The sequence below is a fragment of the Paracoccus sp. NIOT.M2S5SZ12 genome (genome assembly GCF_057748165.1).
The window spans coordinates 32,072-57,194 of the sequence record NZ_JBYLFR010000019.1 but is presented as its reverse complement, the minus strand read 5'-3'; the positions used below and the strand labels follow the sequence as shown (position 1 = coordinate 57,194).

The following is a 25,123-nucleotide window of genomic DNA, read 5'->3' as shown; positions in this document are numbered from 1 at the left end:
GCCTGCCAGAGGTCATCAGCGGGGTTGAGTTCCGCGACGGCGTCCGCCACATTCAAGCTGCCGCCTGATCAAGCGTCACCAAATTTCGAGCATATCTCGTCGCCTTTTTCACTGATGCCTATGCTCGCAAGATCGTCGGCCGGCGCGCCAGAACGTCCGTCTTGGCCGGTTTCGTTTTGGATACCCTCGAGCACGCGGTCCACAACCTGCGGCAGAAAACGGCCATTCGGCTGGGCCATCACGACGACCGCGACTTGCACCATCTGTCCATTCACTACACCGAAAGGCTGGGCGAAGCTGACATCGGACCCTGTGCCGGCAGTGTCAATGACAGCTTCGACAACATCTTGGCCCAGGCCATTCACGGCCTGTCCAAGTCCGACGTGATCCGTCGCCGTGGTCCTCGGCGCAGCTTCGAGAGCGTTGAATGCGCGACACCTAAATGGTTCAACTTGTTCAACAGCCCCGCCAGCGTGAGGCCATCGGGAATATCCCACCAGCGAAAGCAGAAGCCAACTTCTCCGCCGCTCTGGAAGCTGAAGACAGAACCGAATCACGAACCACAGCCGGCCTCCGGCAAGCCCTGCGCGGTTCAAGGCGCTTCATGTTCCAAGCCGACGACGGGTGTCGGCGACCTCATCGCTGCCATCAGGCGTCGTGCCGACTGGCAGGCGAGCCGGCCCCCGACGCCGTCCGGCGCCGGGGACTGCGGACGTCACTCGTCGGTGATCTCCATGTCGCCGCGGCGGGACATCTGGATCGCGACGATGGTGCAGATGACGCCGGAGCCCAGATAGATCCCGGCCGCCCAGAGACCGAGGGCGCTGGACATGGAGAGCGCGGTCAGCGGGGCGAAGCCCGCACCGATCATCCAGGAGAGCGAGGCGACCAGCGCCGAGGCGGTATAGCGGTTCTTCTTGCCGAAGAGCGACGCGATCACCCCCGAGCTCTGGCCGAAGCTGAGACCCAGCAGCGTGAAGCCCAGGACGATGTAGATCGTCGCGCCCTCGCGCCCGGCCGCCAGCAGGAGCGGGCCCAGGATCGCGAAGGCGCCGATCCCCAACGCGCCCAGCACCAGGAGCCGGCGCCGGCCGATCGCGTCGGCGATGTAGCCGGAGGCGATGATCGACAGCAGCCCCGCCAGCGAACCCCAGAGCAGCGAGTACAGCACCGCCTCGGGCGGGTTGTCGGAGTAGAGATAGCGCCAGGACAGCGGAAAGATCGTGACCATGTGGAACATCGCGAAGCTGGCCAGCGGCATGAAGACGCCCAGGGCCATGGTGCGCCCGTCCTCGCGCAGCGCCGCGCGGATGCGCGAGGGGCGCAGCTCGCTGGAGTTCAGCATCTCGTCGAATTCGGGCGAGGCGACGATGCGCAGGCGCGCGAACAGCGCGACCACGTTGATCGCGAAGGCCACGAAGAACGGGTAGCGCCAACCCCAGTCCACGAACTCTTCGGCCGAGACGTTGATCAGCAGATAGGCATAGAGCAGCGCCGCGACCGCCAGGCCGATGGGCGCGCCCAGCTGCGGGATCATCGCGTAGAAGCCGCGCTTCTCGCGGCTGACCGACAGTGCCAGCAGCGACGGAAGCCCGTCCCAGGTCCCGCCGAGCGCCAGGCCCTGACCGATCCGCAGGACCGCCATGATGCCGATGGCCCACCAGCCGAGCGTGTCGTAGCTGGGCACCAGGCCCATTGCCACGGTCGAGGTTCCCAGCAGGAACAGCGCGGCCGTCAGCTTGCCCTTGCGGCCGATCGCGCGGTCGACGGCCATGAAGATGACCGTGCCCACCGGCCGCGCCACGAAGGCCAGCGCCAGGAGCACGAACGAGGCCAGCGTGCCCTGCACCGGGTTGAGGAACCCGAACAGGCGCGCCGGAAAGACCAGCACGCAGGCGATGGAGAAGACGAAGAAGTCGAAGAACTCCGAGGTGCGGCCGATGATCACGCCGACCGCGATGTCGGACGGCGAGACGTGATGGTCGTCCGCGTCCTGACCGGTGTTGAGCCGGGAACCGGTATGGGTTGACGTCGCCATGGCAAGACGCCTCCTGCTAGCTGCTGCATCGACGCGGGCCGCGCCATATGAGATAGTGCCTTGCCTGCAACGCGCGGGAAAGGAAATTGGACAAGTTGTCATAGGTCAACTTGTCCAATTCCGCCGGGCGCCCGGGCGCGCTACCTGCAGTCCAGACCCACGTCTCGACCCCCTGTGTCGAATCACCCGGCGCGCAGATGGCCGTGCCAATGACCCGGATTGACGAAGCTATGATGCGGATAATTAAGCGAACCCCGTGGCTGCTGCCCCTGACGCTCCTGCCGGCCTGCAAGGCCGAGGTCCTCGCGCCGACCGGCGACATCGCGTCTCAGCAGCGCGACCTTCTTGTCTGGGCGACGGGCATCATGCTGATCATCATCATCCCCGTGCTGGTGATGGTCGCGCTGTTCGCCTGGCGCTATCGCGAGCGGAACCGGTCGGCCAGCTATGCCCCGGACTGGAGCCACTCGACCAAGCTGGAACTGGTCATCTGGGCGATCCCGGCGCTGATCATCATCGCGCTCGGCGCCATGACCTGGGTGGGCACGCACCACCTGGATCCCTATCGCCCGATCCAGCGCATCTCGGCCGACAGGCCGCTGGAGGAGGGTCAGACCCCCCTGGTGGTCGAGACGGTCTCGCTGGACTGGAAATGGCTGTTCATCTATCCCGAGCAGGGCATCGCGACCGTCAACGAGCTGGTCGTGCCGGTGGACCGCCCGATCGAGTTCCGCCTGACCTCGTCCTCGGTGATGAACGCCTTCTACATCCCGTCGATGGCCGGCATGATCTACTCCATGCCCGGCATGGAGACGACGCTGCACGGCATCTTCAACACCGAGGGCACGTTCCAGGGCATGTCGTCGCATTATTCCGGCGCGGGCTTCTCGGGGATGCGCTTCAAGGCGAATGCCGTGCCCGCGGCCGAGTTCGAGGACTGGGCCGCCCGCACCCGCGAGGCGGAGGAGAGCCTGGACCGCACCGAGTACCTGGCGCTGGCCCAGCCTTCCGAGAACGTGCCCCCCATGCAGTACGGCAGCGTCGATCCGCAGCTGTTCTCGCGCGTGGTGAACCTGTGCGTCGAGGACGGCAAGATGTGCATGGCCGAGATGATGGCCCTGGACGCGCAGGGCGGCATCGGCCTGGCGGGGACCGCCAACATGCAGGCCAGCGCGGCCGAGGGCGACATCCGTCGCGGCGACCGCGCGCCCACCCTGGGGTGGCAGCCCTTCTACGTCACCGGCCTGTGCACGCCGGCCGAGGAGGAGCTGATGCTGACGCTGCGCGCCGACCTGCCGCCGAACCCCATCAATCCCGCGCCGATGCGCGGACACAGCCTGCCCCAACCGGGCACCGGCTTGGCAGACATTCTGCGCCCGCAGGCGCCGGTCCTGACCGGACTGCCGCAGCGCGCCGACGAGCTCTGAGCCGAGAGACAGGACGAAAACCATGGCCACGATCGACCACAGCACGACCTTTCTTCTTGGCCGTCTGAACCTCAGCGCAATCCCCCAGGACCCCATCGTCTGGGTCACCTTCGTCGTCGTCGCGATCGCCGGCGCGGGCCTTCTGGCGGTGCTGACCAAGTACCGCCTCTGGGGCTATCTCTGGCATGAATGGTTCACATCCGTGGACCACAAGAAGATCGGCATCATGTACATGGTGCTGGCCCTCGTGATGCTGGTGCGGGGCTTCTCGGACGCGATTCTGATGCGGCTCCAGTCGCTTCTGGCGTTCAACGGGTCCGAGGGCTACCTGAACGCGCATCACTACGACCAGATCTTCACCGCCCATGGCGTGATCATGATCTTCTTCGTGGCGATGCCCTTCATCACCGGCCTGATGAACTATCTGGTGCCGCTGCAGATCGGCGCGCGCGACGTGTCCTTCCCGTTCCTGAACAACCTGTCGTTCTGGCTGACGGCGGGCGGCGCGGTCATCATCATGGCCTCGCTGTTCGTGGGCGAGTTCGCGCAGACCGGTTGGCTGGCCTTCCCGCCGCTGTCGGGCATCGGGTTCAGCCCCTGGGTCGGCGTCGACTACTACATCTGGGGCCTGCAGGTCGCAGGTGTCGGCACCACCCTGTCGGGCATCAACCTGCTGGTGACCATCATCAAGATGCGCGCGCCGGGCATGGGCTACATGCGGATGCCGATCTTCACCTGGACCGCGCTCTGCACGAACGTGCTGATCGTGGCGTCCTTCCCGGTGCTGACGGTCACGCTGGTCCTGCTGACGCTGGACCGCTATGTCGGCACCAACTTCTTCACCAGCGACCTTGGCGGCAACGCCATGATGTACGTGAACCTGATCTGGATCTGGGGACACCCGGAGGTCTACATCCTGATCCTGCCGCTGTTCGGCGTCTTCTCCGAGGTCACCGCGACCTTTTCGGGCAAGCGGCTGTTTGGCTACACTTCGATGGTCTATGCGACCGTCTGCATCACGGTCCTCAGCTACCTGGTGTGGCTGCACCACTTCTTCACGATGGGGTCCGGGGCGTCGGTCAACGCGTTCTTCGGCATCACGACCATGATCATCTCGGTGCCCACGGGGGCCAAGCTGTTCAACTGGATCTTCACCATGTATCGCGGCCGCATCCGCTTCGACCTGCCGATGATGTGGACGGTGGCCTTCATGCTGACCTTCACCGTAGGCGGCATGACGGGCGTGCTGCTGGCCGTGCCGCCGGCGGACTTCGTGCTGCACAACTCGCTGTTCCTGGTCGCGCATTTCCACAACGTGATCATCGGCGGCGTGCTGTTCGGCCTGTTCGCGGCCATCAACTTCTGGTGGCCCAAGGCCTTCGGCTTCACGCTGGACGTCTTCTGGGGCAAGATCAGCTTCTGGCTTTGGGTCGTGGGCTTCTGGTTCGCCTTCATGCCGCTCTACATCCTGGGCCTGATGGGCGTGACGCGCCGGATGCGGGTCTTCGACGACCCGGACCTGTGGATCTGGTTCGCCATCTCGGGGCTTGGCGTGGCCATGGTCGCGGGCGGCATCGCGGCGATGTTCATGCAGTTCGGCGTGTCGATCTGGCGGCGCAAGGCGCTGGTCGACGACAGCGGCGATCCGTGGGACGGGCGCACGCTGGAATGGGCGACCTCGTCGCCCCCGCCGGCCTACAACTTCGCCTTCACCCCGGTCGTGCACGGCCTGGACGCCTGGAGCGACATGAAGCAGGTCGGCCAGACCCGCCCCAAGGCCACCTATCTGCCCATCCACATGCCGCGCAACACCGGCACGGGGGTGATCCTGGCGGCCTTGGCCACGGTCTGCGGCTTTGCGCTGGTATGGTACATCTGGTGGCTGGCGGCGGCGTCCTTCCTGGGCCTGATCGCCGTGTCCATCGCCCACACGTTCAACTATGACCGCGACTTCCACATCCCGGCCGAAGAGGTTGCCCGGACCGAGGCCGCCCGCGACCGCCAGCTGGCGGCCCTGCGCGCCTGATCGGAGGACATGATGACCACCACCACCGCAACCGACGTCCAGTACTGGGACACCAGCCCCCACCACCACGAGGAGGGGGCCTCCACCACCATCGGGTTCTGGATCTACCTGATGAGCGACTGCCTGATGTTCGCGGTCCTCTTCGCAGTCTTCGGGGTCCTGGGCCAGAGCTATGCCGCGGGCCCCGGCCCGCAGGCCCTGTTCGAGCTGCATCTGGTCGCCATCAACACCGCCTTCCTGCTGCTGTCCTCGCTGACCTTCGGCTTTGCCATGCTGTCCACGCTGGCGGGGCGGCAGGGTCCGGCGATGATGTGGCTGGGCGTGACCCTGGCCCTGGGCCTCGCGTTCCTCGCGGTCGAGATCTACGAGTTCCAGCACCTGATCCATCTGGGCGCGGGGCCGCAGCGCTCGGCCTTCCTGTCGTCCTTCTTCGCGCTGGTCGGCACGCACGGGCTGCACGTGGCCTTCGGCTGCCTGTGGCTGGTCACCCTGATGGTCCAGATCAGGAAGCACGGGCTGACCGGCGCGAACATCCGGCGCATGACCTGCCTGTCGATGTTCTGGCACTTCCTGGACGTCATCTGGATCGGCGTCTTCACCTTCGTCTATCTGCTGGGGATGATCTGATGGCCAACCCGACCCATGCCAATCACGCCGCCCATGTCCATCACCCGGACGGGCATGACCACGGCAGCTACCGCTCCTATGCGATCGGCTTCATCCTGGCGGTGATCCTGACCGCGATCCCCTTCGCCATCGTCATGGCCGGCGGGTTCGAGAGCCGCCTCCTGACCGGCGGCATCGTCATCGCCTGCGCCGCGATCCAGGTCGTGGTCCACATGGTCTATTTCCTGCACATGAACGCCCGCTCGGATGAGGGCTGGACGATGATGGCGCTGATCTTCACCGCCGTCGTCGTGGTCATCATCCTGGCCGGATCGCTCTGGGTCATGCACAACATGAACGCCAACATGATGCCCCAGATGAACCATGACGGCATGCCGCAGCTGTCGGGCTTCGGGACCTGACATGGTGGGGCGGTGGGCGCCGCTGCGGTGGGGCATTGTCCTGCCGGGGGCGGTCCTGGTGCTGATCTTCCTGGCCCTGGGGGTCTGGCAGGTGCAGCGGCTGGAGTGGAAGCGCGACCTGATCTCGCGGACCGAGGCCGCCGTCACCGCCCCCCCGGTCGCCGCCCCTGCGACGACCGAACCCGGCGAGGAATTCGAATACCGCCACGTCACGGTCACCGGCGTCTATGCGCCGGGGCCGGACACGCTGGTCCGCGCGGTCACCGATTTCGGCAGCGGGTTCTGGGTCATGACCCCGTTCCGCACCGATCAGGGCTGGCAATTGCTGGTCAATCGCGGCTTCGTCGCGGCCGATGCCACGGATGACTACGCGCCCGCACCGGACGGGCCCGGTCAGGTCCTGACCGGCCTGATGCGCGCAAGCCAGGAGGGCGGGGCCTTCCTGCGCGACAACGACCCCGAGGCCGGGCGCTGGTTCTCGCGCGACACCCAAGCCATCGCGCAGGCGGGCGGCTTTGCCCCCGTCGCGCCGTGGTTCCTGGATCTGGATCGCGGCACGGGGCAGGGCGCGCCCATCGGCGGGCTGACGGTCGTATCCTTCCCCAACAGCCATCTCAGCTATGCGCTGACCTGGTTCGCGATGGCGGCGGGGCTCGCCTTCCTGCTGGTCTTCATCCACCGCCCCGAACGGGCGTGACGCTCAGCCGATCGGCGGCTTGGCCAGCTTGCGTGCCAGGGTGCGGCGGTGCATGCCCATCCGCCGCGCCGCCTCCGATATGTTGAAGTCGCAGTCGCGCAGCGTCGCCTGGATCGTCTCCCATTCCTGGGTGCGCAGGCTGGTGCGGCGCGCGGTGACGGACACGGAGGCGTCCCCCGCCTCGCGCGCGAAGGCCGCCTCTATCTCGGAGGTGGTGGCGGGCTTGGCCAGGTAATGCGCGGCACCCAGCTTGATCGCCTCGACGGCGGTGGCGATGCTGGCGAAGCCGGTCAGCACCACGATCCGCTGCGCAAGCTCCATCGCGGCCAGCGCCTGCACGCATTCCAGCCCGCTGCGCCCCGGCAGCTTCAGATCGACCAGCGCCAGGTCGGGCGGATCGCCCTCGGCCAGCGCGATGCCCTCCTCGGTCGATCCGGCATGACGGACCCGGTACCCGCGCCGGGTGAAGCTCTCCATCAGCGTTGCGGCCAGGGCGGTGTCGTCCTCGACGATCAGCAGGGTCCGGGTCATGTCGCATCCTCCAGGATCGGCAGCAGAAGCGTCACCTGCGCGCCGCCCGCCAGATTGGCAAGCCGCATCTCGCCGTTCAGGCGGCGCATGACATTGCCGGTCAGATAGAGGCCCAGCCCGCGCCCGACGCCGTCGCGCGAGCTGAGGAAGGGCTGGCCGGGATCGGCCAGGATGTCGGCGGGAAAGCCCGGCCCGTCATCCTCGATCACCAGGGCCAGCTGATCCGGCCCGTCGGGGGACAGGGTGATGCGGATGGCGCGGCTGCCCGCCTCGACCGCATTGTCCAGAAGCTGGCGCACCGCCTGCTCCAGCATCGGGTCGGCCATGATCACCGGATTGCAGCGCGCATCGACGCGGACCCGGACGGGCAGGCGCAGCCCCTGGATCGCCTCCTCCAGGAAGGCCCGCGCACGCATCCCGTGCGCCTCCTCCAGACGCTCCTGCCCGGAGGAGAGCAGCATCTCGGACACGATCTGGCGACAGCGCGACAGCTCGCGTTGCATCACGGCCAGCTTCTCCTCCAACGCGGCCCCCTGCGGCGCGCCGAGCGTCTGCCAGTCGTCCAGCGTGACCGCCAGCGTGGTGAGCGGCGTGCCCAGCTCATGCGCCGCGCCGCTGGACAGAAGGCCGAGGCGGACTAGGTGGTCCTCCTCCAGCATCTGCTGGCGCAGCGCCTGGATCTGCGCGTCGCGGTCGCGCAGGTTCGCGGTGATGCGGGTCACCGACCAGGTCAGCAGACCCGAGGCCAGCAGGAAGGACAGGAACATGCCCTGCAGGTGCAGGTTCAGGAAGCTGGGCCCGTCCCCGTGCCACAGATGCGGCAGTTCCATCGGCACGCCGTTGCCCGTCAGCCAGCCATGGGCCGCGACGGTCGCCAGCAGGATCGCCGCCGCATGGCGCCGGGGCAGCAGGACGATGGCCAGGATGACCTGCAGGATGAACAGCGACACGAAGGGGTTCGTGGCACCCCCCGACAGGTACAGAAGCAGCGTCAGGCAGGCTACGTCCATCAGCAGTTCGGCCGCGACGCTGAGATCGGTGATGGTCTGTCCCCGCCGCAGCCGCCAGGCCGAGACCAGGTTCAGCAGGATCAGGAAGGCCACGACCGGCAGCATCTGCCGCCACGGCAGGGCGACGTCCAGCAGCACGACCGTGCCCCAGATGGCCAAGAGCTGCCCCGCCACCGCGATCCAGCGCATCCGGCCCAGATAGGCCAGGTTGCGCCGCGCCGCGCCCTGCGCGATATCGCTCGAGGATTGCGTCTTCATCAGCCCCATCCAGCCAGCCGGAGCCGCCTTTTAGGCCAGAACGGGCCGGGGCGAAAGCGGGGCGCGCCCTCAGGCCACCGCCACCGGGGCCGCGGCCATGGCCAAGCGGTACTGCGCCTCGTAGCGGTCCAGCATGACGTCCAGGCTGAACAGCCTCTCGACCCGCAGCCGCGCCTCGCGGCGGGGCAAGCGCAGCGCGGCGTGCAGGGCGCGGGCCAGACCGGCCGCGTCATCGGGTTCGGCATAGGCGCCGCAGGGGCCGATCACGTCCGCCGTGGCCCCGATCCGCGTCGCCGCGACCGGCAGGCCGCAGGCCATCGCCTCGATCGCGACCAGGCCGAAGGGCTCCTGCCACAGGGGCGTGAACAGCAGGGCCGAGGCGCGCCCCATCTCCTGCGCCAGCGCGGGTCCCGCCAGGTGCCCGCCATAGCGCCGACCCTCGCCCAGAAGGGGCCGCACCCGGTCCTCGAAATAGTCGCGATGCTCGATGCTGCCGAAGAGGGTCAGCGGCACGCCCGCGATCCGCGCGGCCTCCAGCGCCAGATGCGCGCCCTTGTTGGGGGTGATGCGGCCGGCCCAGACCGCCTCGCCGTTGCCCGTCGGGACGAAGGGCCACAGGTCCAGGTCGATCCCGTTCGGCACCACCGTCGCGCCCTCGGGCATCCCGTCCGGCCACCACATCCCGGCCTGCTGGTCCGAACAGACGGTGAAACGCGACCAGGGCGAAATGCTGTCCTGCGCGGCCCGGCGCAGGCCTTCGAAGGGCGGCACATGCAGCGATGTCAGCATCGGCAGGCCGCGGGCATGGGCATGGCGTGGGGGAAAGCGGTGCAGGCTGTTGTTGTGGACCACGTCATGCCCCGCGCGCTCCAGCGCCGCGTTGCAGCCCTCGAAGGCGCGGTCCAGCAGCGCGTTCAGCACCTCGGTCCCGTGAAAGTCGTGCCAGGGATAGTCGCGGTCGTAATGCCGCGCGATCAGCGGGCGCAGGTCGAACCGCGCATCGCTGTCGCCCGCCGCATAGAGCGCGACCCGGTGCCCGCGCGCCTGAAGGCCGCGGGCCAGGTGCCAGGCATGCGCCTCCATCCCGCCCATGAAGGGCGCTGCGATGGGATGGCGCAGATGCGCGACGATGCCGATGTCCAGCGCCACGGCTTAGCCCGCGCGCCGGGCCAGCATGTCGGCCTGCTGACGCTCGACCTCGCGGATGCGCGCCGGGTCGTGACGCTCAGGCCCCGCGATGCCCTGAAGGCGGTCCAGGACGCGGCGGGTGTTGGCATAGGGCATGTGCGGCTCCTGCCGGCACAGGGCGAAATCGGCATCATTGGGCTGGCGCAGGATGCGCAGGCCCTGGGCGCCGTTCTCGATCAGGCCCATCAGGCGGAAGGCATGCAGCCAGTGCTCCATGGTGCGATGCCCCCATTTGCTGGCGAAGTAGTCGGCGTTGCGGATGACCGACGGGATCTGGTGGATCGGCGGCATGCAATGGGGGTGGTACTGATGATAGACCCGCCCCCCGCGCATCCACCAGATCGGGATGCCGCGCTCGGACAGGCCGCGCCCGAAATCGGTATCCTCGCCGCCATAGCCCAGATAGCCCTCGTCAAAGCCGCCCGACCGGTCCCAGTCCGCCCGGTGCAGCGCGAAGTTCAGCGACCAGAAGCAGCGGTAATCCTCGCAGGCGCGCAGCCCCTCGGGGGGCGGGGCCTGCCGGTCGGAATGGCGCACGCCCATGCGGTCGAACCGGCCCGCGTCGATCCCGCCCTGCAGGGCGCCGTCGGGCAGGTACAGCACCTCGCCCATCATCAGCCCCTGGCCGGGGCGCGCGGCGGCGACATAGTCGGCGATCAGGCCCGGACCGGGGATGCAGTCCACGTCCACGAAGACCAGCACGTCGCCCGACGCCGCCGCCGCCGCGGCATTGCGGGCGGCCGCCAGCGGCAGCTGGCCGTCGCGCGGCGGCACCATGACCTGGCGCACCGGAAAGCGGGTCCGGGGCAGGTCGTCATAGGGGGCGTCCTGCATGACGGCCACGATCATCTCGACCGGCGGGACGGTCTGGGCGTCGAAGCCGCGGATGACGTTGCGCAGATGCTCGGCACGGCCGGCGGCGATGGTCAGGGCAGAGGCGGTGGTCATGCGGCAAAGTCCTTCTGGGTGTGTGGGGGGGCGGCCTCGTCCCACAGGCGGGCCGCGAGGGATTCGAGCCACGCGGCGGTGGCTGAGGCCATGCCCCGTCCCGCCAGCCGGCGCTGCAGGTCCGGGTCGTGCATCGCCCGCGCTTGGGTCAGCGCCTCGCGCCAGCGATGGGCCGATGAGGGCAGCATCGGCAGGTGCAGCGCCGCCCCCGCATCGGCCAGCGCGCGGGCCTTGCATAGATGTTCGTCGAAATAGCGCCATTCCGGCACCACGATCCACGGTCGGGCGGCGGCCAGCGCCTGCTGGCAGGTGGTGTTCCCGGTCGAGGACAGGATCACGTCCGCTACCGCCAGATAATCCAGCGGATTGTCCACCCACTCGGCCAGCCGCAGGTTCGCGGGCAGCGTCGCGTGCCAATCGCGCTGGATGTGGCCGATGACGATCCAGTCCATCTCGGGGATGCTGCGGGCCGCGACGCCGAAGGGCGCGTCGGCCCAGCCATTGCCGCCGCCGCCGCTGACCGCGACCGCCACGGGGCGGTCGGGGTCCAGCCCAAGGCGCCGCCGCGCCGCCGCCCCGTCGGGCAGGGCCTGATGCACACCCAGACCCGGCGCGTGGAAGGTCATCTGGCGCATCCAGTCCGGCCAGTCGGGCTGCGCCAGATCGGCATGGAACGGCGCCAGCAGCCCCGCCGCCCCGCGATAGGCGGCCATGTGCCCGGGATCGCCGCGATCGCCGTGCTGCAGCACCTTCACATGCGGGACCGAGCAGATGCGGGCCAGCTGCGCGACCTCGGCGCTGACATCGCTGATCATCAGGGCGGGGTCGGCCTCGTGGAACCACTGCGCCATGACGGCCATGGCCTGACGGATCGTGGCCCAGCCCACCGGCGCGCAATGCAGCGTGTCGGGGGTGGCGATCCAGTCGGTCGCGGGGCGGTCGGCGGGGGGTTCGAACAGGCTGGGGATCGTGCGGATCGTCACGCCCTCGCGCAGCGGCGGGAAGATGTCGTCGCGGGCGCAGAAGACGGTGACGGGGCGGTCGGCGGGCAGCGCGTTGACGACCGCGGCGCAGCGTTCGGCATGGCCACGACCCTGATGATGCACGAAATATCCGATGGGTCTGCGCATCCCGCTACTCCGCCGCGATGGTGTGGGTGGCCTCCGCGTTCAGGCGGCGCAACCCGTCCAGCACGCCGGCCGCATGGGGCAGGCGGCTGCGGAAGGCGTGGCGGACCGAGGCCAGTTCCGCCAGCGCATTGGCCGGTATGATCGCGCGGCGAAAGCCCAGCAGCATGTCTAGGTCGTTGCCGCTATCGCCCGCCACCGTGCAGGCGTCGGGCGTCAGACCAAGGCGGCGCGCCTCGAAATGGATCGCGGCGGCCTTGCCCGCCCGGCGCGGCAGCACGTCGATCAGGCGGCCATGCGAATGGATGACGCGGGCGCCCAGCCCGTGCCGTGCAAGGGCCGCGCCGATGCGCCGGGCCACCTGCGCGTCGCCCAGCAGCGACAGCTTGAAGCGGCGCTGATCCTGCGCGGACTGCCAGGTCAAGCCCATCGGGCGCAGCACCTCCAGCAGCGCGTCGCGGTCCCAGTCCGCGCCGATCAGCCGCGCGTAATCGGGGCAGCAGGTCAGGCCGGCCGTGCCGCTCCACCGCCAGATCTCCGAGCCGACCGAGGTGATCATCAGGTCCGGGCGGGGCAGGCGCCACTGATCCAGGATGCGGCGCGCCTCGGTCACCGACCGCCCCGTTGCCACCGCCAGGATCAACCCCCGGTCGCGCCCTGCGGCCCAATCGCCGAAGCGTGCCGCCCCGGCGCGGCTGCCGGTCAGCGTGCCGTCGATGTCGCAGGCCAGCAGCCCCGACGGGCGGGCGATCACCGGGTCGGGCTGCGCCAGACCCGTCATCACCCGCTGCACCGCCGCCGCCCAGCCATCCCAGTCATAAAGACTCCGCGCATGGGTCGCGGCCTCGCGCGCGCCCTGCGGATGGTCCAGCATCCGCGTGATCCCCGCCGCGATAGAGCGCGGGCAGGCCGGGTCGATCAGCGCGCCGGTCCCCAGGCTGGCCACGATGTCGGACGCGCCGCCGTGGCAGGTGGCGACCACGGGCACGCCGGCCTGCGCGGCCTCGATCAGGGTCAGGCCGAAGGGCTCATGCAGGGCCGGGTTCACGAAGACGCCGCCCTGTGCGGCCAGCGCATAGAGACCCGCGATGTCGGCGGGCCGATGCCGCCGGGGCAGGGCCACCCGCCCCCAGAGATCATGGCGGTCCACCAGGTCGAACAGTTCCGTCATCACGCGGTCGCGGTCCGGGCAGCCGTCCTGCAATCCGTCGCGCAGCCCCGCCACTATCACCAGGTTCGCCCGCGCCTGCAGCGCCGGATCGCCGGCATAGGCGCGGATCAGGGCCGCCAGGTTCTTCTTGGCGATGGGCCGCGCCACGGCGAGGATGACCGGCCGCTCCGCATCCCGCAGGAAGGGCGCGATCAGCGCGCGGGCACGCTCCGCATTACCCGCGGGCCGCGCGGCCACGCCGGGGGCCACGCGATGCACGCGCCCCTCGGCGCCGGGGTTATAGGCCGGGATCTGGCACTCCGCCTCGTCGCGGGACGAGGCGATGATGCCATGGGCGGCCCCGATGGCCGCACGCTCGCGCGCGATGCGGCGGTCCAGCGCGGCATCCGGCGCGCCGCCCAGGGTGCGCGACTTGTCCAGGGCCAGCGAATGGCTGGAATAGAGCCACGGAATGCCGAAGGCCCGATGCGCGGCCTGCGCCAGTTCGGCGGCGTCGGCGAAATGGGCATGGATGACGTCGGGTCGCGGCCCGTCGGCCAGCAGGCGCAGGAAGGCCTGCGTGAGGGCGGGCAACTCGGCCTCCAGCGCCTCCTTGGCCAGATAGCGCGTCGTCGCGGTGCGCAGCCGCAGGATACGGCAGCCGGGGGCAAGGGTTTCCTCGGCGCGGTCATGGACCGGGTCCAGCGCCGGGTCCGCAAAGGCCCGCGTGACGATGGACACGGCGCGAACGTCCGGCCGCCGCGCCTGGGCCTGGGCCGCCCCCAGCACATAGGCGATATGGCCACCGGTATCTTCGGTCACGCCATAGCTGACCGGTGGTGCCTTGAGGCAGCCGCCAAGGGCGACATGCATGACATGCATGGTCGTTTCCACTTGAGATAAGCGTTGCGGGATGATCTTTCTGCGGGATGAACGACGCCGGACCCGCGACGGGTCCCGACTGAACCCATTGATTTAGATTTATCGACCCGATCGGAGCGCGACATGACCCCGGACAGGCCCGCGCACCGCTATGTCTTCGTGGGCGGTCTGCACCGTTCGGGCACATCGCTGACAGCGCGGCTGATCGGCGATCTGCCGGGTGTCGCGGCCATCCGCTCGGCCCCCGTCCCCGAGAACGAGGGTGTCTATCTGCAGGGCGCCATCGCGCATACGGCCCTGCACGGGCGCCCCATGCATTTCGCGACCGATCCCGCTCAGCATCTGGTCGAGGGCTGCCGTCACGACCGGCTGGAGACGCGGCTGCGGCTGGAGGCGGATTGGGCGCCCTGGTTCGATGCCGGGTCCTGGCGGGTCGAGAAGTCGCCCGTGAACCTGACCCGGATGCGGCTTTACCAGCAGCTGTTCCCGCTGTCGCAATTCGTGGTGGTGATGCGCCACCCGCAGGCGGTCGCGGCGGCGGTCGCCAAATGGGTGGAGATGCCCGCGGCGGCGATGATCGACCACTGGATCGCGGCGCATCGGCAGCTGGAGGCCGATCTGGCGCATCTGCACGCGGTCATGGTGCTGCGCTATGAGGACCTCGTGGCCCGCCCGGACGCGCATCGCGCCGCACTGGCCGCATTCCTGGACCTGCCGCCGGGCACCGGGGCCGAGCCGGTGCGCGACGGCAACCGCGACTATGCCTACGGCCCGCTCGACGCGGCGCAGGAGGCGGCGCTGCAGCCCTGGGGCTATGCCGCGGGGGGCGAGGTCCTGCCGATGGCCCCGCGCGTCCGCCACCCGCTGCGCGCCATCCGCGAGGCGGCCGAGGCCGCGCTGCGCTAGAGGACCGCGCCGATCCTCCAGGGGACGAACTCGTTGTCGCCATAGCCGAAATCCTCGGACCGCGTGTGCTGGCCGGAGGCCACGTCCAGCAGCAGGTCGTAGATCCGCGCCCCCATCTGGGCCAGGGGCACGCCCTCGTCGACGACGGTGCCGCAGTTGATGTCCATGTCCTCGGGCATGCGGACATAGAGGTCGGAATTGGACGCGAGCTTGATCGAGGGCGCGGGCTTGGCCCCGAAGCACGATCCGCGCCCCGTGGTGAAGGCGATCAGGTTCGCCCCCGCCGCCACCTGACCCGTGGCCGCGACGGGGTCATAGCCGGGGCTGTCCATGTAGACGAGGCCCGGCACCGCGATGCGTTCGGCATAGGCGAAGGCGCCCGCGACCGGCGCCATGCCCGCCTTGGCCACCGCGCCCAGGGATTTCTCCAGGATGGTGGTCAGCCCGCCCTTCTTGTTGCCAGGCGAGGGGTTGTTGTCCAGGGACGCGCCGTTCCGGTCCGCATAATCTCGCCACCAGTCGATCATCCCCGCAATGCGCGCGCCCGTCGCGGGGTCCGCCCGCGCGATCAGCAGATGTTCCGCACCATAGATCTCGGGCGTCTCGGACAGGATCGAGGTGCCGCCCGCGGCGACCAGCAGGTCCGAGGCCACGCCGAGCGCCGGGTTCGCGGTGATGCCCGAGAACCCGTCCGAGCCGCCGCATTGCATGCCCAGGGTCAGCGCGCTGACGGGCTGCGTGCTGCGCCGGTCGGCATTGGCGGCGGCCGCGATCGGCTCCAGCAGCTCCAGCGCGCGGGTGACAGCCGAGGCCGATCCGCCGACCTCCTGGATGTTGAAGCTGTGGAAGCGTTCGCGCGTCCAGTCGGTGGGCTGATAGAGGGTCAGCTGGTTCACCTCGCAGCCCAGCCCCACGATCAGCACGCCGCCGAAATTGGGATGGTCGCGATAGCCCTTCAGCGTGCGCACCAGCACGTCGAACCCCTCGCCCTGGTTGACCATGCCGCAGCCCTGGTCATGCACGATGGGCGCGAAGCCGTCGATGTTGGGATATTTCGGCCCCAGCACCCGCGTCGCCGCCTGCGCGATGGCGTGGCACACCGTCGAGGAGCAGTTCACCGAGGCCAGGATGCCGATGAAGTTGCGCGTCCCCACCCGCCCGTCGGGCCGCAGATAGCCCTGAAAGGTCGTGCGCGCGGGCGGCGGGGGCAACTGGCCGCGCTGGTCGGCCTGATGCGAATGGGTCGCGGCCATGGCGATGTTGTGGACATGCACATGCTGACCCGGCGCGATGGGCGCGGTCACCTGCGCCATGATCTGGCCATATTTCACCACCGCATCGCCCGGGTTCAGCGCGGTCAGCGCGAATTTGTGCCCGCGCGGGATGGCTTCGGTCAGCGGCGTGTCCAGCGCGCGCTCTCCGGCCTCCAACGGGCGCAGGGCGATGCCCACGCTGTCGGCGGGATTCAGGCGGATCGCGTCGGGCGCGCCTTCGGGGTGGCGGGGCAGGGAGGGCGGCAGGGTCATGGGGCGGTCTTTCGGGCGATGGCGGTGGGTCAGTCCAGGATGCCCGGCTGATCGACGCGCAGGCGGTCCAGGATGTCCTGGATATGGGCCAGATGGTCGCGAACGGCGGCGGCGGCGGCATCGGGGTCGCGGGCGCGCAGCGCGGTCAGGATCTCGCGATGCTCCAGCCAAGCGGTCGAGGCGCCGTAGGACAGCGACAGATAGCGCGCCCGGTCCATGTGGCCCTTGTTGTCGCGCACCAGGTTCCAGACGAAATCCATCCCCGACGCCGCGCAGATGTCGTGGTGGAACCGGTCGTCCAGCGCGTGGAAGGCGCCGCGGTCATCGGCGCGGCTGGCCTGTTCCTGAAGCGTGATCAGCCTGTCCAGCCCGTCCCAGTCCTGCGGCTGCAGCCGCAGCGCCGCCACCCGCATCGTCGCCTGCTCCAGCGCGCTGCGGATGAAATAGGCCTGCATCACCGCCTCGACCGAGATCGGGGTGACGGTGGTCGCGCGCTGCGGGCGGATCTGGATGAAGCCCGTCTGCGACAACCGGTAGAAGGCGTCCCGCACCGGCTGGCGCGACACGCCCATCTGGGCCGCGACCTCGGCCTCGGACAGCTTGGCGCCGGGCGGGAGCGTCAGGTTCACCACCCGCGCATAGAGCGTCTCGAAGATCTGGTCGGTGACCGATGTCGTGCGCAGGTCCTGCATCGGCGGCAGGCTGTCCAGATCCGGCAGCGGCATGGCGGTTCCCTCGGTTGACGCATCCTGTAAACTAGCATATTAGACGACTAGTGCACTGGCAAGTGAGTCGGAGGAACCGCGTGGCCCTGCTGGATGAAGACCGCCTGTTTCCGACCGATCCGCGCAGCCGCGATCTGGCGCGCGCGCTGTACGATCAAATCCGGGACATGCCGATCCTGTCGCCGCACGGCCATACCGACCCGCGCTGGTTCGCCGAGGATCAGCCCTTTGCGGACCCCGCGCAGCTGTTCGTGACGCCGGACCATTACGTCTTCCGCATGCTGTGTTCGCAGGGGGTGGCGCTGACCGATCTGGGCGTGCCGCGCGTGGATGGCGGCGCGACCGAGACGGATGGGCGGCGCATCTGGCGGCTGTTCGCGCGGCATTACCACCTGCTGCGGGGCACGCCCTCGCGGCTGTGGCTGGATCACAGCTTTCAGCATGTCTTCGGCCTGGACCGTCGCCTGTCCGAGGCAACCGCAGACCATTATTACGACCACATCGCCGATTGCCTGGCCCGCCCCGCGTTCCGCCCCCGCGCCCTGTTCGAGCGCTTCAACATCGAGGCCATCGCCACGACCGAGGCGGCGACCGACGATCTGCGCTGGCACGCGATGATCCGGGAAAGCGGCTGGCGGGGAAGGGTGATCACCGCCTATCGCCCCGATGGCGTGATCGACCCCGAAATGGCCGGGTTCGCCGACAATGTCGCGCTGATGGGCCAGCAGACGGGCTTCGACACGGCCACCTGGGCGGGCTATCTGGACGCGCACCGGGCGCGGCGGGCCTTCTTCATCGCGCATGGCGCGACCTCGAGTGACCACGGCCATGCCAGCGCCCGCACCGAGGACCTGCCCCGGGCCGAGGCGGCGGCGCTGTTCGCCAAGGCCCTGCGCGGCGGCTGCACCGCCGAGGAGGCCGACGCCTTCCGCGGCCACATGCTGACCGAGATGGCGCGCATGAGCTTGGAGGACGGGTTGGTCATGCAGATCCATCCCGGATCGCGCCGCAACCATTCGGACGGCGTGCTAGCCATGTTCGGCCGCGACAAGGGCTTCGACATCCCCGGGCGCACCGATTACGTGACCGCCCTGCGCCCGCTGCTGAACGCGATGGGCATGGACCCGCGCCTGAGGGTGATCCTGTTCACCCTGGACGAGACCGCTTATGCCCGAGAGCTGGCGCCCCTGGCGGGCGTCTGGCCCTGTCTCAGGCTTGGCCCCGCCTGGTGGTTCCACGACAGCGCCGAGGGCATGCGCCGGTTCCGCGAGATGACCACCGAGACGGCGGGCTTCTACAACACCGTGGGGTTCAACGACGACACCCGCGCCTTCTGTTCAATCCCCGCGCGCCACGATGTCGCGCGGCGGGTGGACTGTGCCTGGCTCGCGACCCTGGTCGCGACGGGACGCCTCGCGGAGGACGAGGCGCCCGAACTGGCCGGGCTGCTGACCTATGGCCTGGCCAAGGAGGCCTACAGGCTTTGAGCTTCACACTGGGAGGATAAGATGAAGTTCCTGACGACGACCTTTGCCGCGTTGCTGGCCTCGGCCAGCTTCGCCGCCGCCTGCGAGATCACCCTGCGGTCATCGGACACCCATCCCGACGGTTATCCGACCGTAGAGGGCGTCAAGGCCATGGCCGAGGAGGTCCTAGAAAAGACCGACGGCCGCATCTGCATCGAGGTCTTCCCCTCGGCCCAGCTGGGCGAGGAGCGTGACACGATCGAACAGACCCAGTTCGGCGTGATCGACATGGTCCGCGCCAGCTTCGGCACGTTCAACGACATCGTGCCGGTGACGCAGACCTTCTCGCTGCCCTATCTGTTCCGCAACGTGGACCACATGCACGCGGTCATGGATGGCCCCATCGGCGAGGAGATCGGCGCGGCCTTCGAGGAGCGCGATCTGGTGGTGCTGGCCTATTACGACGGCGGCGCGCGCAGCTTTTACAACTCTCAGCGCCCGATCAACACGATCGAGGATCTGGCGGGCCTCAAGATCCGCGTCATCCAGAACGACGTCTTCGTGGACATGATGGCCGCGCTTGGCGCGACCGCGACGCCCATGCCCTATGGAGAGGTCTATTCGGCCATCCAGACCGGTGTGATCGACGGGGCCGAGAATAACTTTCCCAGCTTCGACAGCTCGGGTCATGCCGAGGTTGCCAAGTACTTCACCCTGGACGAGCATCTGATGGTGCCCGAACTGGTCGCGATATCCAAGGCCAGCTGGGACAAGCTGACGCCCGAGGACCAGACCGTGATCCGCGAGGCCGCGCGCAATTCCGCGACCACGCAGCGTCAGCTCTGGGCCGAGGCCGAGGCGGCTTCCGAGGAGCGGGTGATCGCGGCGGGCGCCGAGATCGTGCGCGACATCGACAAGCAGCCCTTCATCGACGCCATGGCCCCGGTCTACGAGAAATACGCGACCAGCCCCGAGGCCCAGGACCTGGTCGAGCGCATCCGCGCGACCGAGTGAGCGACCCGGCCGTCCGCGATCCCCGCGGGCGGCCATTTCTTTTGGGGGAACGCGCGATGCGCGACGGCATGATCCGATTGGCCAGCCTGACCGGCGCGGTGGCGCAGGCGGCCCTGTGGCTGGCGGGGACGGGGCTGGTCCTGATGACCGCCTTTGTCTTTGCCCAGGTCTTCTACCGCTACTTGATGGGGTCCAGCCTGTTCTGGGCCGAGCCGGGGGCGGTGATGCTGATGGGCTGGTTCATCTTCCTGGGCGCCGCCGTGGGCGTCAAGGAGGGCTATCACCTGTCCTTCGACGTGGGCCTGATGGTCGTCCCGGCAAGCTGGCGGCCGTGGTTTCACACTCTGTCGGACCTGGTGGTCACGGGCTTCGGCTTTGGCATGGCCTGGTTCGGCTGGCAGCTGGCGGCGCGGGCCGCGTCGGGCGTGGTTCCGGGCCTGGGCATCTCGCGGCTGTGGGACTTTGCGCCGTTGATCGGGGGCGGGGTGCTGCTGATGCTGTTCTCGGTCGAGCGCATCCTGCGCCGCGCGGCGGGCCTCAGGACGATGCGCTTCGGCGACATGGATGATGCGGCCGACGGGACGCAGGACGGTATCGCGGCGCGCGATGGCCTGGACGGCGCGCTGCCCCGTCCGCAGAAGGGAGAGTGAGCCCATGGAACTCTGGATCCTGTTCGGCAGCTTCGTTACGCTGCTGCTGATCGGTACGCCTGTGGCCTTCTGCCTGGGCGTCGCCAGCTTTCTGACGGTCCTCTACATGGGCCTGCCGCCGGTGGTGGTGTTCCAGCGCCTCAATTCGGGCATCTCGGTCTTTGCGCTGATGGCGATCCCGTTCTTCATCTTCGCAGGCGACCTGATGGTGCGGGGCGACATCGCCCGCCGTCTGGTCGCGCTGGCCGGGGCGATGATCGGGCATATGCGCGGCGGCCTGGGCCAGGTGAACATCGTGGCCAGCCTGATGTTCGGCGGCGTCTCGGGCTCGGCCGCGGCGGATGCCAGCGCGGTGGGCGGGCTGATGGTGCCGCAGATGAAGGAACGCGGATACGATGTCGATTACGCGGTCAACATCACCGTGGTCAGCTCGATCATCGCGCTGATGGTGCCGCCCAGCCACAACATGATCATCTATTCCATCGCCGCCGGAGGACGCCTGTCCATCGCGGATCTGTTCACCGCGGGCATCGTGCCGGGCCTTCTGCTGGCGCTGTCGCTGATGGTCGCGGCCTGGTGGGTGGCGCGCAAGAAGGGCTATCCGACCGAGCCCTTTCCCGGCCTGCGCATGCTGGGCACGCTGCTTGTCGCGGCCGCGCCGGGGCTGATCCTGATCGCGATCATCTTCGGCGGCGTGCGCTCTGGGCTGTTCACGGCCTCGGAATCGTCGAACGTTGCGGTGGTCTATGCGCTGCTGATCACCACGCTGGTCTATCGCAGCCTGTCCTGGTCCGACTTCGTCGAGGCGACCAAGGGCGCGGTGCGCACGACCGCCATGGTGCTGCTGGTCATCGGCTGCGCGGCATGCTTCGGCTGGCTTCTTGCCTATCTGCGCGTCCCCGCCCAACTGGTCGAGCTGCTGCAGAGCGTGTCGTCAAATCCGCTCGTCATCCTGCTGTTGATGAACATCATCCTGCTGATCCTAGGCACCTTCATGGACATGTCGCCCCTGATCGTGATCACCACGCCGATCTTCCTGCCCGTGGCCACCGCCTTCGGCGTCGATCCGGTGCATTTCGGGGTCATCCTGATCCTGAACCTGGGAATCGGCCTCTGCACGCCGCCGGTGGGCGCGGTGCTGTTCGTGGGCTGCGCGGTGGGGCGCATCAGCATCTGGCAGGCGATGCGGACGATCTGGCCCTTCTACGGGGCGGCCTTCGCGACGCTGATGATGGTCACCTACATCCCGGCGCTGTCGCTGTGGCTGCCCTCGCTGTTCCGATGACCGGTCCCGTCCGCACCGTCCTGGCCCATGCGCCGGAGCTGATGGTCGTCCGCTTCGCCTTCGCGGCGGGCGACCGGGGCGCGCTGCACAGCCATCCGCATGTGCAGTCCACCTATGTCCAGTCGGGCCGCTATCGCTTCACCGTCGCGGAGCGCGACTTCGAGGTCGGGCCGGGCGACGCCTTCATCATCCCCTCGGGCGCCGACCACGGCTGCCTGTGTCTGGAGGAGGGCGTGCTGATCGACAGCTTCACCCCCCGCCGCGACGATTTTCTGTGAAAGGACCCCCGATGACCCATGTCGAGACGCGCCACGCGATCCATCCCGACCACGCCCGCGGCATGGACACCGCCCGGCTGCGGCAGCATTTCCTGGTCGAGGGGCTGTTCGCCGAAGGGCAGATCCGGCTGACCTACACGCATTACGACCGCTTCGTCTTGGGGGGCGCGGTGCCGGCCGGCGCATCGCTGGTCCTGGATGCGGTGGCCGAGACCCGCACCTCCAGCTTCCTCGACCGCCGCGAGATGGGCATCGTGAACATCGGCGGGCCGGGCCGGGTCGAGGCCGCGGGCCAGGGCTGGGACATGGCCAATGGCGACGTGCTCTATCTGGGCATGGGCGCGGGGGCGGTGACCTTTTCGGGGCAGGGGCGGTTCTACATCACCTCGGCCCCCGCCCATCGCGCGCTGCCGCACCGGCTGGTCACCGTCAATCAGGCCAAGAAGGTCGAGATGGGCGCGACCGAGACCTCGAACAAGCGCGTCATCATGCAGTTCATCCACCCGCTGGTCATGGAAAGCTGCCAGCTGGTCCTGGGCTACACGTCCCTGCTGGAAGGGTCGGTCTGGAACACCATGCCCGCCCATGTCCATGACCGCCGGATGGAGGCCTATCTCTATCACGGCATGGCGCCCGAGGCGCGCGTGCTGCACCTGATGGGCGAACCGCAGGAGACGCGCCACATCTTTGTGGCCAACGAACAGGCGGTCCTGTCGCCCTCCTGGTCGATCCATTCGGGCGCGGGCATCGGCGCCTATACCTTCATCTGGGCGATGGCGGGGGACAATGTCGATTACACTGACATGGACTTCATCCAGCCGGGGGACCTGCGGTGAGCGCCTTTTCCCTTGCGGGCCGCACCGCGCTGGTGACCGGCGCGAATACCGGCATCGGCCGGGCCATCGCCGTGGCCCTGGCCCAGGCCGGGGCCGAGGTCATCGCCAGCGGTCGCCGCGACTGCGATGAGACGGTGGCGCTGATGGGGTCGGGCCGGTCGCTGACGCTCGATTTCGCCGATCCGATGGCGGCGCGCGATGTCTTCGCGGACCAGCCCATCGACATCCTGGTGAACAACGCGGGCATCATCCGCCGCGACGACGCGGTGGATTTCTCCGAGGCCGATTGGGACGCGGTGATGGACGTGAACGCCAAGGCGCTGTTCTTCACCTGCCAGGCCTTCGCGCGCGCCGCCCTACCGCGCGGGCGGGGCAAGATCATCAACATCGCCTCGCTGCTGTCCTTCCAAGGCGGCATCCGGGTGCCGTCCTATACCGCGTCGAAACATGGCGTGGCGGGGCTGACCCGGCTGATGGCCAATGAGTGGGCGGGGCGCGGGCTGAACGTCAACGCCATCGCGCCGGGCTATATCGAGACGAACAACACCGAGGCGCTGCGCGCCGATCCCGACCGCAGCCGCGCCATCCTGGAGCGCATCCCCGCCGGCCGGTGGGGCCGCCCCGAGGACATCGCCCAGACCGCGGTGTTCCTGGCGGCACCCGCATCGGACTATGTCAACGGCGCGATCCTGAACGTCGACGGAGGCTGGCTTGCCCGATAGGCTGCACCGCACCCCCTCCGACGCGCCCGCGGGCATCGTCCATCTGGGCCTGGGCGCGTTCTTCCGCGCGCATGGCGCGATCTATGTCCAAGAGGCTATGGCGGCCTCGGGCGGCGATTGGGGCATCATCGGCGTCTCGCTGCAATCGCCCGGCACGCGCGACCGGCTGGAACCGCAGGGCTGGGCCTATACCGCGCTGGAGCTGGGCCCGGAGGGAGAGACCCCGCAGGTCGTGACCGTGCTGCAGGGCGTGCTGGTCGCGCCCGAGAACCCGCAGGCGGTGCTGGAGGCGATGGCCGCGCCATCCGTCCGCATCGTCAGCCTGACCGTGACCGAGAAGGGCTACTGCCATGAGCCCTCGACGGGCCGCCTGAACGCCGATCATCCCGACATCCGGCACGATCTGGACAGCCCCCTGCCCAGATCCGCGCCGGGCTTTCTGGTCCGCGCGCTGGCGCTGCGCCGCGCGCGGGGCCTGGCACCCTTCACCGTCCTCTGCTGCGACAACCTGCCGGAGAACGGCCGCGTGGTGCGTGGCGTGGTGCTGGACCTGGCGCGGCGGATCGACCCGGGCCTGGCCGACTGGATCGCGGCCAACGGCGCCTTTCCCGCGACCATGGTGGATCGCATCGTCCCCGCGACCACGCCCGCCGATCTGGACCGGCTGGAGGCGCTGACCGGCGCGCGCGACGAGGCGCCGGTGATGCACGAACCCTTCCGGCAATGGGTGGTCGAGGACCGCTTCTGCGCGGGCCGCCCGGACCTTGGCGCGGTCGGCGTGCAGCTGGTCGCGGACGTCACCCCCTTCGAGCACATGAAGCTGCGGATGCTGAACGGCACCCATTCGGCGCTGGCCTATCTGGGCTATCTGGCCGGGCATCAGACCATCGCGGAAACGGTCGCGGACCCGGTCTTCGCCGCCTATGTCCGGGGACTGTGGCGCGACGAGATCATCCCGGCGCTGACCCCGCCGCCGGGGGTGGATCTGGCCGCTTATGCCGATGCGCTGGCCGCGCGCTTCGCCAATCCGGCGATCCGGCACCGGACCTGGCAGATCGCCATGGATGGCAGCCAGAAGCTGCCGCAGCGCATCCTGGGCACCATCGCCGAAGGCCGCGCGGCGGGGCGGGCGGTGCCGGGCCTAACCTTGGCGGTGGCGGCCTGGCTGCGCTATGCCTCGGGGCGGGACGAGGCGGGCGCGCCCATCGACGTGCGCGACCCGATGGCAGCAGGGCTGGCCGCGCTGTGGGACGGCGACCCGGCCCGCACGGTGCAGAACGCCATGGCGCTGGAACAGGTCTTTCCGCAGGCGCTGCGCCGCGATGCGGGCTTCGTGCGCGACCTGTCGGGCGCGCTGCAGCGGCTGGTCGAACAGGGCGCGCGGGCGGCGGTGGCCTGACCCGCG

Annotated in this window: 24 protein-coding genes; 14 read left to right on the top strand and 10 right to left on the bottom strand. The window is 69.0% G+C overall.

The window, feature by feature from the left end:
* Window positions 1-68: 68 nt before the first annotated feature.
* Both AC2SGK_RS15275 and AC2SGK_RS15270 read right to left on the bottom strand, forming a co-directional pair.
* A complete protein-coding gene (locus AC2SGK_RS15275; RefSeq protein WP_488324360.1) occupies window positions 69-365 on the bottom strand; it encodes a hypothetical protein in 297 nt (98 codons plus the stop codon).
* Between the two features lie 350 nt (window positions 366-715).
* Window positions 716-2,038: an MFS transporter gene (locus AC2SGK_RS15270; RefSeq protein ID WP_488324359.1), complete on the bottom strand. Its 1,323-nt coding sequence runs from the start codon at window positions 2,036-2,038 to the stop codon at window positions 716-718.
* Between the two features lie 209 nt (window positions 2,039-2,247).
* Here AC2SGK_RS15270 and cyoA point away from each other — a divergent pair, with 209 nt between their 5' ends.
* From cyoA to AC2SGK_RS15245, 5 genes are read left to right on the top strand one after another with little or no spacing between them, the layout of a single operon-like run.
* Window positions 2,248-3,465 (top strand): ubiquinol oxidase subunit II, encoded by a 1,218-nt coding sequence (cyoA, locus tag AC2SGK_RS15265; RefSeq protein ID WP_488324358.1) that lies wholly within the window; start codon window positions 2,248-2,250, stop codon window positions 3,463-3,465.
* A gap of 22 nt (window positions 3,466-3,487) precedes the next feature.
* On the top strand, window positions 3,488-5,491 hold the full coding sequence (gene cyoB / locus AC2SGK_RS15260) for a cytochrome o ubiquinol oxidase subunit I (RefSeq protein WP_488324357.1): 2,004 nt from the start codon (window positions 3,488-3,490) through the stop codon (window positions 5,489-5,491).
* Between the two features lie 12 nt (window positions 5,492-5,503).
* Window positions 5,504-6,118, top strand: coding sequence for a cytochrome o ubiquinol oxidase subunit III (cyoC, locus tag AC2SGK_RS15255; RefSeq protein WP_488324356.1), 615 nt, complete (start codon window positions 5,504-5,506; stop codon window positions 6,116-6,118).
* A complete protein-coding gene (gene cyoD / locus AC2SGK_RS15250) occupies window positions 6,118-6,519 on the top strand; it encodes a cytochrome o ubiquinol oxidase subunit IV (RefSeq protein WP_488324355.1) in 402 nt (133 codons plus the stop codon). Before cyoC ends, cyoD begins: the two co-directional genes overlap by 1 nt.
* A gap of 1 nt (window position 6,520) precedes the next feature.
* Window positions 6,521-7,216: an SURF1 family protein gene (locus AC2SGK_RS15245; protein ID WP_488324354.1), complete on the top strand. Its 696-nt coding sequence runs from the start codon at window positions 6,521-6,523 to the stop codon at window positions 7,214-7,216.
* 3 nt (window positions 7,217-7,219) lie between these two features.
* On the opposite strand, the gene AC2SGK_RS15240 is transcribed toward AC2SGK_RS15245, so the two are convergent.
* From AC2SGK_RS15240 to AC2SGK_RS15215, 6 genes are all read right to left on the bottom strand, one after another.
* The gene (locus AC2SGK_RS15240; protein WP_488324353.1) at window positions 7,220-7,747 is read right to left on the bottom strand and encodes a response regulator transcription factor; all 528 of its coding nucleotides are present in this window, start codon (window positions 7,745-7,747) and stop codon (window positions 7,220-7,222) included.
* The gene (locus tag AC2SGK_RS15235; RefSeq protein ID WP_488324352.1) at window positions 7,744-9,015 is read right to left on the bottom strand and encodes an ATP-binding protein; all 1,272 of its coding nucleotides are present in this window, start codon (window positions 9,013-9,015) and stop codon (window positions 7,744-7,746) included. The genes AC2SGK_RS15240 and AC2SGK_RS15235 overlap by 4 nt, the downstream gene beginning before the upstream one ends.
* A gap of 69 nt (window positions 9,016-9,084) precedes the next feature.
* Window positions 9,085-10,164, bottom strand: coding sequence for a glycosyltransferase (locus AC2SGK_RS15230; protein WP_488324351.1), 1,080 nt, complete (start codon window positions 10,162-10,164; stop codon window positions 9,085-9,087).
* A 3-nt stretch (window positions 10,165-10,167) separates the two neighbouring features.
* A complete protein-coding gene (locus AC2SGK_RS15225) occupies window positions 10,168-11,151 on the bottom strand; it encodes a glycosyltransferase family 2 protein (RefSeq protein ID WP_488324350.1) in 984 nt (327 codons plus the stop codon).
* Entirely contained in the window at window positions 11,148-12,281 is a 1,134-nt protein-coding gene (locus tag AC2SGK_RS15220) for a glycosyltransferase (protein ID WP_488324349.1), read from the bottom strand. The genes AC2SGK_RS15225 and AC2SGK_RS15220 overlap by 4 nt, the downstream gene beginning before the upstream one ends.
* Before the next feature lie 4 nt (window positions 12,282-12,285).
* Window positions 12,286-14,322, bottom strand: coding sequence for an HAD-IIB family hydrolase (locus AC2SGK_RS15215; protein WP_488324348.1), 2,037 nt, complete (start codon window positions 14,320-14,322; stop codon window positions 12,286-12,288).
* A gap of 111 nt (window positions 14,323-14,433) precedes the next feature.
* On the opposite strand from AC2SGK_RS15215, the gene AC2SGK_RS15210 reads away from it, so the two are divergent.
* On the top strand, window positions 14,434-15,216 hold the full coding sequence (locus AC2SGK_RS15210) for a sulfotransferase family protein (protein ID WP_488324347.1): 783 nt from the start codon (window positions 14,434-14,436) through the stop codon (window positions 15,214-15,216).
* Here AC2SGK_RS15210 and AC2SGK_RS15205 read toward each other — a convergent pair.
* Window positions 15,213-16,742, bottom strand: a complete 1,530-nt coding sequence (locus AC2SGK_RS15205; RefSeq protein ID WP_488324346.1) for a UxaA family hydrolase — start codon at window positions 16,740-16,742, stop codon at window positions 15,213-15,215. The genes AC2SGK_RS15210 and AC2SGK_RS15205 overlap by 4 nt on opposite strands.
* Window positions 16,743-16,771: 29 nt before the next feature.
* Window positions 16,772-17,467 (bottom strand): GntR family transcriptional regulator, encoded by a 696-nt coding sequence (locus AC2SGK_RS15200; RefSeq protein ID WP_488324345.1) that lies wholly within the window; start codon window positions 17,465-17,467, stop codon window positions 16,772-16,774.
* A gap of 80 nt (window positions 17,468-17,547) precedes the next feature.
* Between AC2SGK_RS15200 and uxaC the strand changes: the two genes are divergently transcribed.
* The 8 genes from uxaC (at window position 17,548) to AC2SGK_RS15160 (ending at window position 25,117) form a co-directional block, all read left to right on the top strand.
* The gene (uxaC, locus tag AC2SGK_RS15195) at window positions 17,548-18,954 is read left to right on the top strand and encodes a glucuronate isomerase (RefSeq protein ID WP_488324344.1); all 1,407 of its coding nucleotides are present in this window, start codon (window positions 17,548-17,550) and stop codon (window positions 18,952-18,954) included.
* Window positions 18,955-18,975: 21 nt separating this feature from the next.
* Window positions 18,976-19,947 (top strand): TRAP transporter substrate-binding protein, encoded by a 972-nt coding sequence (locus tag AC2SGK_RS15190; protein ID WP_488324343.1) that lies wholly within the window; start codon window positions 18,976-18,978, stop codon window positions 19,945-19,947.
* 68 nt (window positions 19,948-20,015) lie between these two features.
* The gene (locus AC2SGK_RS15185; protein ID WP_488324342.1) at window positions 20,016-20,597 is read left to right on the top strand and encodes a TRAP transporter small permease; all 582 of its coding nucleotides are present in this window, start codon (window positions 20,016-20,018) and stop codon (window positions 20,595-20,597) included.
* Between the two features lie 4 nt (window positions 20,598-20,601).
* Window positions 20,602-21,882 carry a TRAP transporter large permease gene (locus AC2SGK_RS15180; protein WP_488324341.1) on the top strand — a complete coding sequence of 427 codons (1,281 nt, stop codon included), beginning with the start codon at window positions 20,602-20,604 and terminating at the stop codon, window positions 21,880-21,882.
* Window positions 21,879-22,160, top strand: a complete 282-nt coding sequence (locus AC2SGK_RS15175) for a cupin domain-containing protein (protein ID WP_488324340.1) — start codon at window positions 21,879-21,881, stop codon at window positions 22,158-22,160. The genes AC2SGK_RS15180 and AC2SGK_RS15175 overlap by 4 nt, the downstream gene beginning before the upstream one ends.
* 11 nt (window positions 22,161-22,171) lie before the next feature.
* On the top strand, window positions 22,172-22,996 hold the full coding sequence (gene kduI / locus AC2SGK_RS15170) for a 5-dehydro-4-deoxy-D-glucuronate isomerase (protein WP_488324339.1): 825 nt from the start codon (window positions 22,172-22,174) through the stop codon (window positions 22,994-22,996).
* Window positions 22,993-23,718 (top strand): 2-dehydro-3-deoxy-D-gluconate 5-dehydrogenase KduD, encoded by a 726-nt coding sequence (kduD, locus tag AC2SGK_RS15165; protein WP_488324338.1) that lies wholly within the window; start codon window positions 22,993-22,995, stop codon window positions 23,716-23,718. Before kduI ends, kduD begins: the two co-directional genes overlap by 4 nt.
* A 1-nt stretch (window position 23,719) precedes the next feature.
* Window positions 23,720-25,117, top strand: coding sequence for a mannitol dehydrogenase family protein (locus AC2SGK_RS15160; protein WP_488324361.1), 1,398 nt, complete (start codon window positions 23,720-23,722; stop codon window positions 25,115-25,117).
* The last annotated feature ends 6 nt before the right edge of the window (window positions 25,118-25,123 follow it).

Bases quoted from the DNA above. Each gene is read 5' to 3' on its own strand.
- AC2SGK_RS15270 (WP_488324359.1), bottom strand. From the start codon at position 2,038: ATGGCGACGTCAACCCATACCGGTTCCCGGCTCAACACCGGTCAGGAC.
- cyoA (WP_488324358.1), top strand. From the start codon at position 2,248: ATGACCCGGATTGACGAAGCTATGATGCGGATAATTAAGCGAACCCCG.
- cyoB (WP_488324357.1), top strand. From the start codon at position 3,488: ATGGCCACGATCGACCACAGCACGACCTTTCTTCTTGGCCGTCTGAAC.
- cyoC (WP_488324356.1), top strand. From the start codon at position 5,504: ATGACCACCACCACCGCAACCGACGTCCAGTACTGGGACACCAGCCCC.
- cyoD (WP_488324355.1), top strand. From the start codon at position 6,118: ATGGCCAACCCGACCCATGCCAATCACGCCGCCCATGTCCATCACCCG.
- AC2SGK_RS15245 (WP_488324354.1), top strand. From the start codon at position 6,521: ATGGTGGGGCGGTGGGCGCCGCTGCGGTGGGGCATTGTCCTGCCGGGG.
- AC2SGK_RS15240 (WP_488324353.1), bottom strand. From the start codon at position 7,747: ATGACCCGGACCCTGCTGATCGTCGAGGACGACACCGCCCTGGCCGCA.
- AC2SGK_RS15235 (WP_488324352.1), bottom strand. From the start codon at position 9,015: ATGAAGACGCAATCCTCGAGCGATATCGCGCAGGGCGCGGCGCGGCGC.
- AC2SGK_RS15225 (WP_488324350.1), bottom strand. From the start codon at position 11,151: ATGACCACCGCCTCTGCCCTGACCATCGCCGCCGGCCGTGCCGAGCAT.
- AC2SGK_RS15220 (WP_488324349.1), bottom strand. From the start codon at position 12,281: ATGCGCAGACCCATCGGATATTTCGTGCATCATCAGGGTCGTGGCCAT.
- AC2SGK_RS15210 (WP_488324347.1), top strand. From the start codon at position 14,434: ATGACCCCGGACAGGCCCGCGCACCGCTATGTCTTCGTGGGCGGTCTG.
- AC2SGK_RS15205 (WP_488324346.1), bottom strand. From the start codon at position 16,742: ATGACCCTGCCGCCCTCCCTGCCCCGCCACCCCGAAGGCGCGCCCGAC.
- AC2SGK_RS15200 (WP_488324345.1), bottom strand. From the start codon at position 17,467: ATGCCGCTGCCGGATCTGGACAGCCTGCCGCCGATGCAGGACCTGCGC.
- AC2SGK_RS15190 (WP_488324343.1), top strand. From the start codon at position 18,976: ATGAAGTTCCTGACGACGACCTTTGCCGCGTTGCTGGCCTCGGCCAGC.
- AC2SGK_RS15185 (WP_488324342.1), top strand. From the start codon at position 20,016: ATGATCCGATTGGCCAGCCTGACCGGCGCGGTGGCGCAGGCGGCCCTG.
- AC2SGK_RS15180 (WP_488324341.1), top strand. From the start codon at position 20,602: ATGGAACTCTGGATCCTGTTCGGCAGCTTCGTTACGCTGCTGCTGATC.
- AC2SGK_RS15175 (WP_488324340.1), top strand. From the start codon at position 21,879: ATGACCGGTCCCGTCCGCACCGTCCTGGCCCATGCGCCGGAGCTGATG.
- kduI (WP_488324339.1), top strand. From the start codon at position 22,172: ATGACCCATGTCGAGACGCGCCACGCGATCCATCCCGACCACGCCCGC.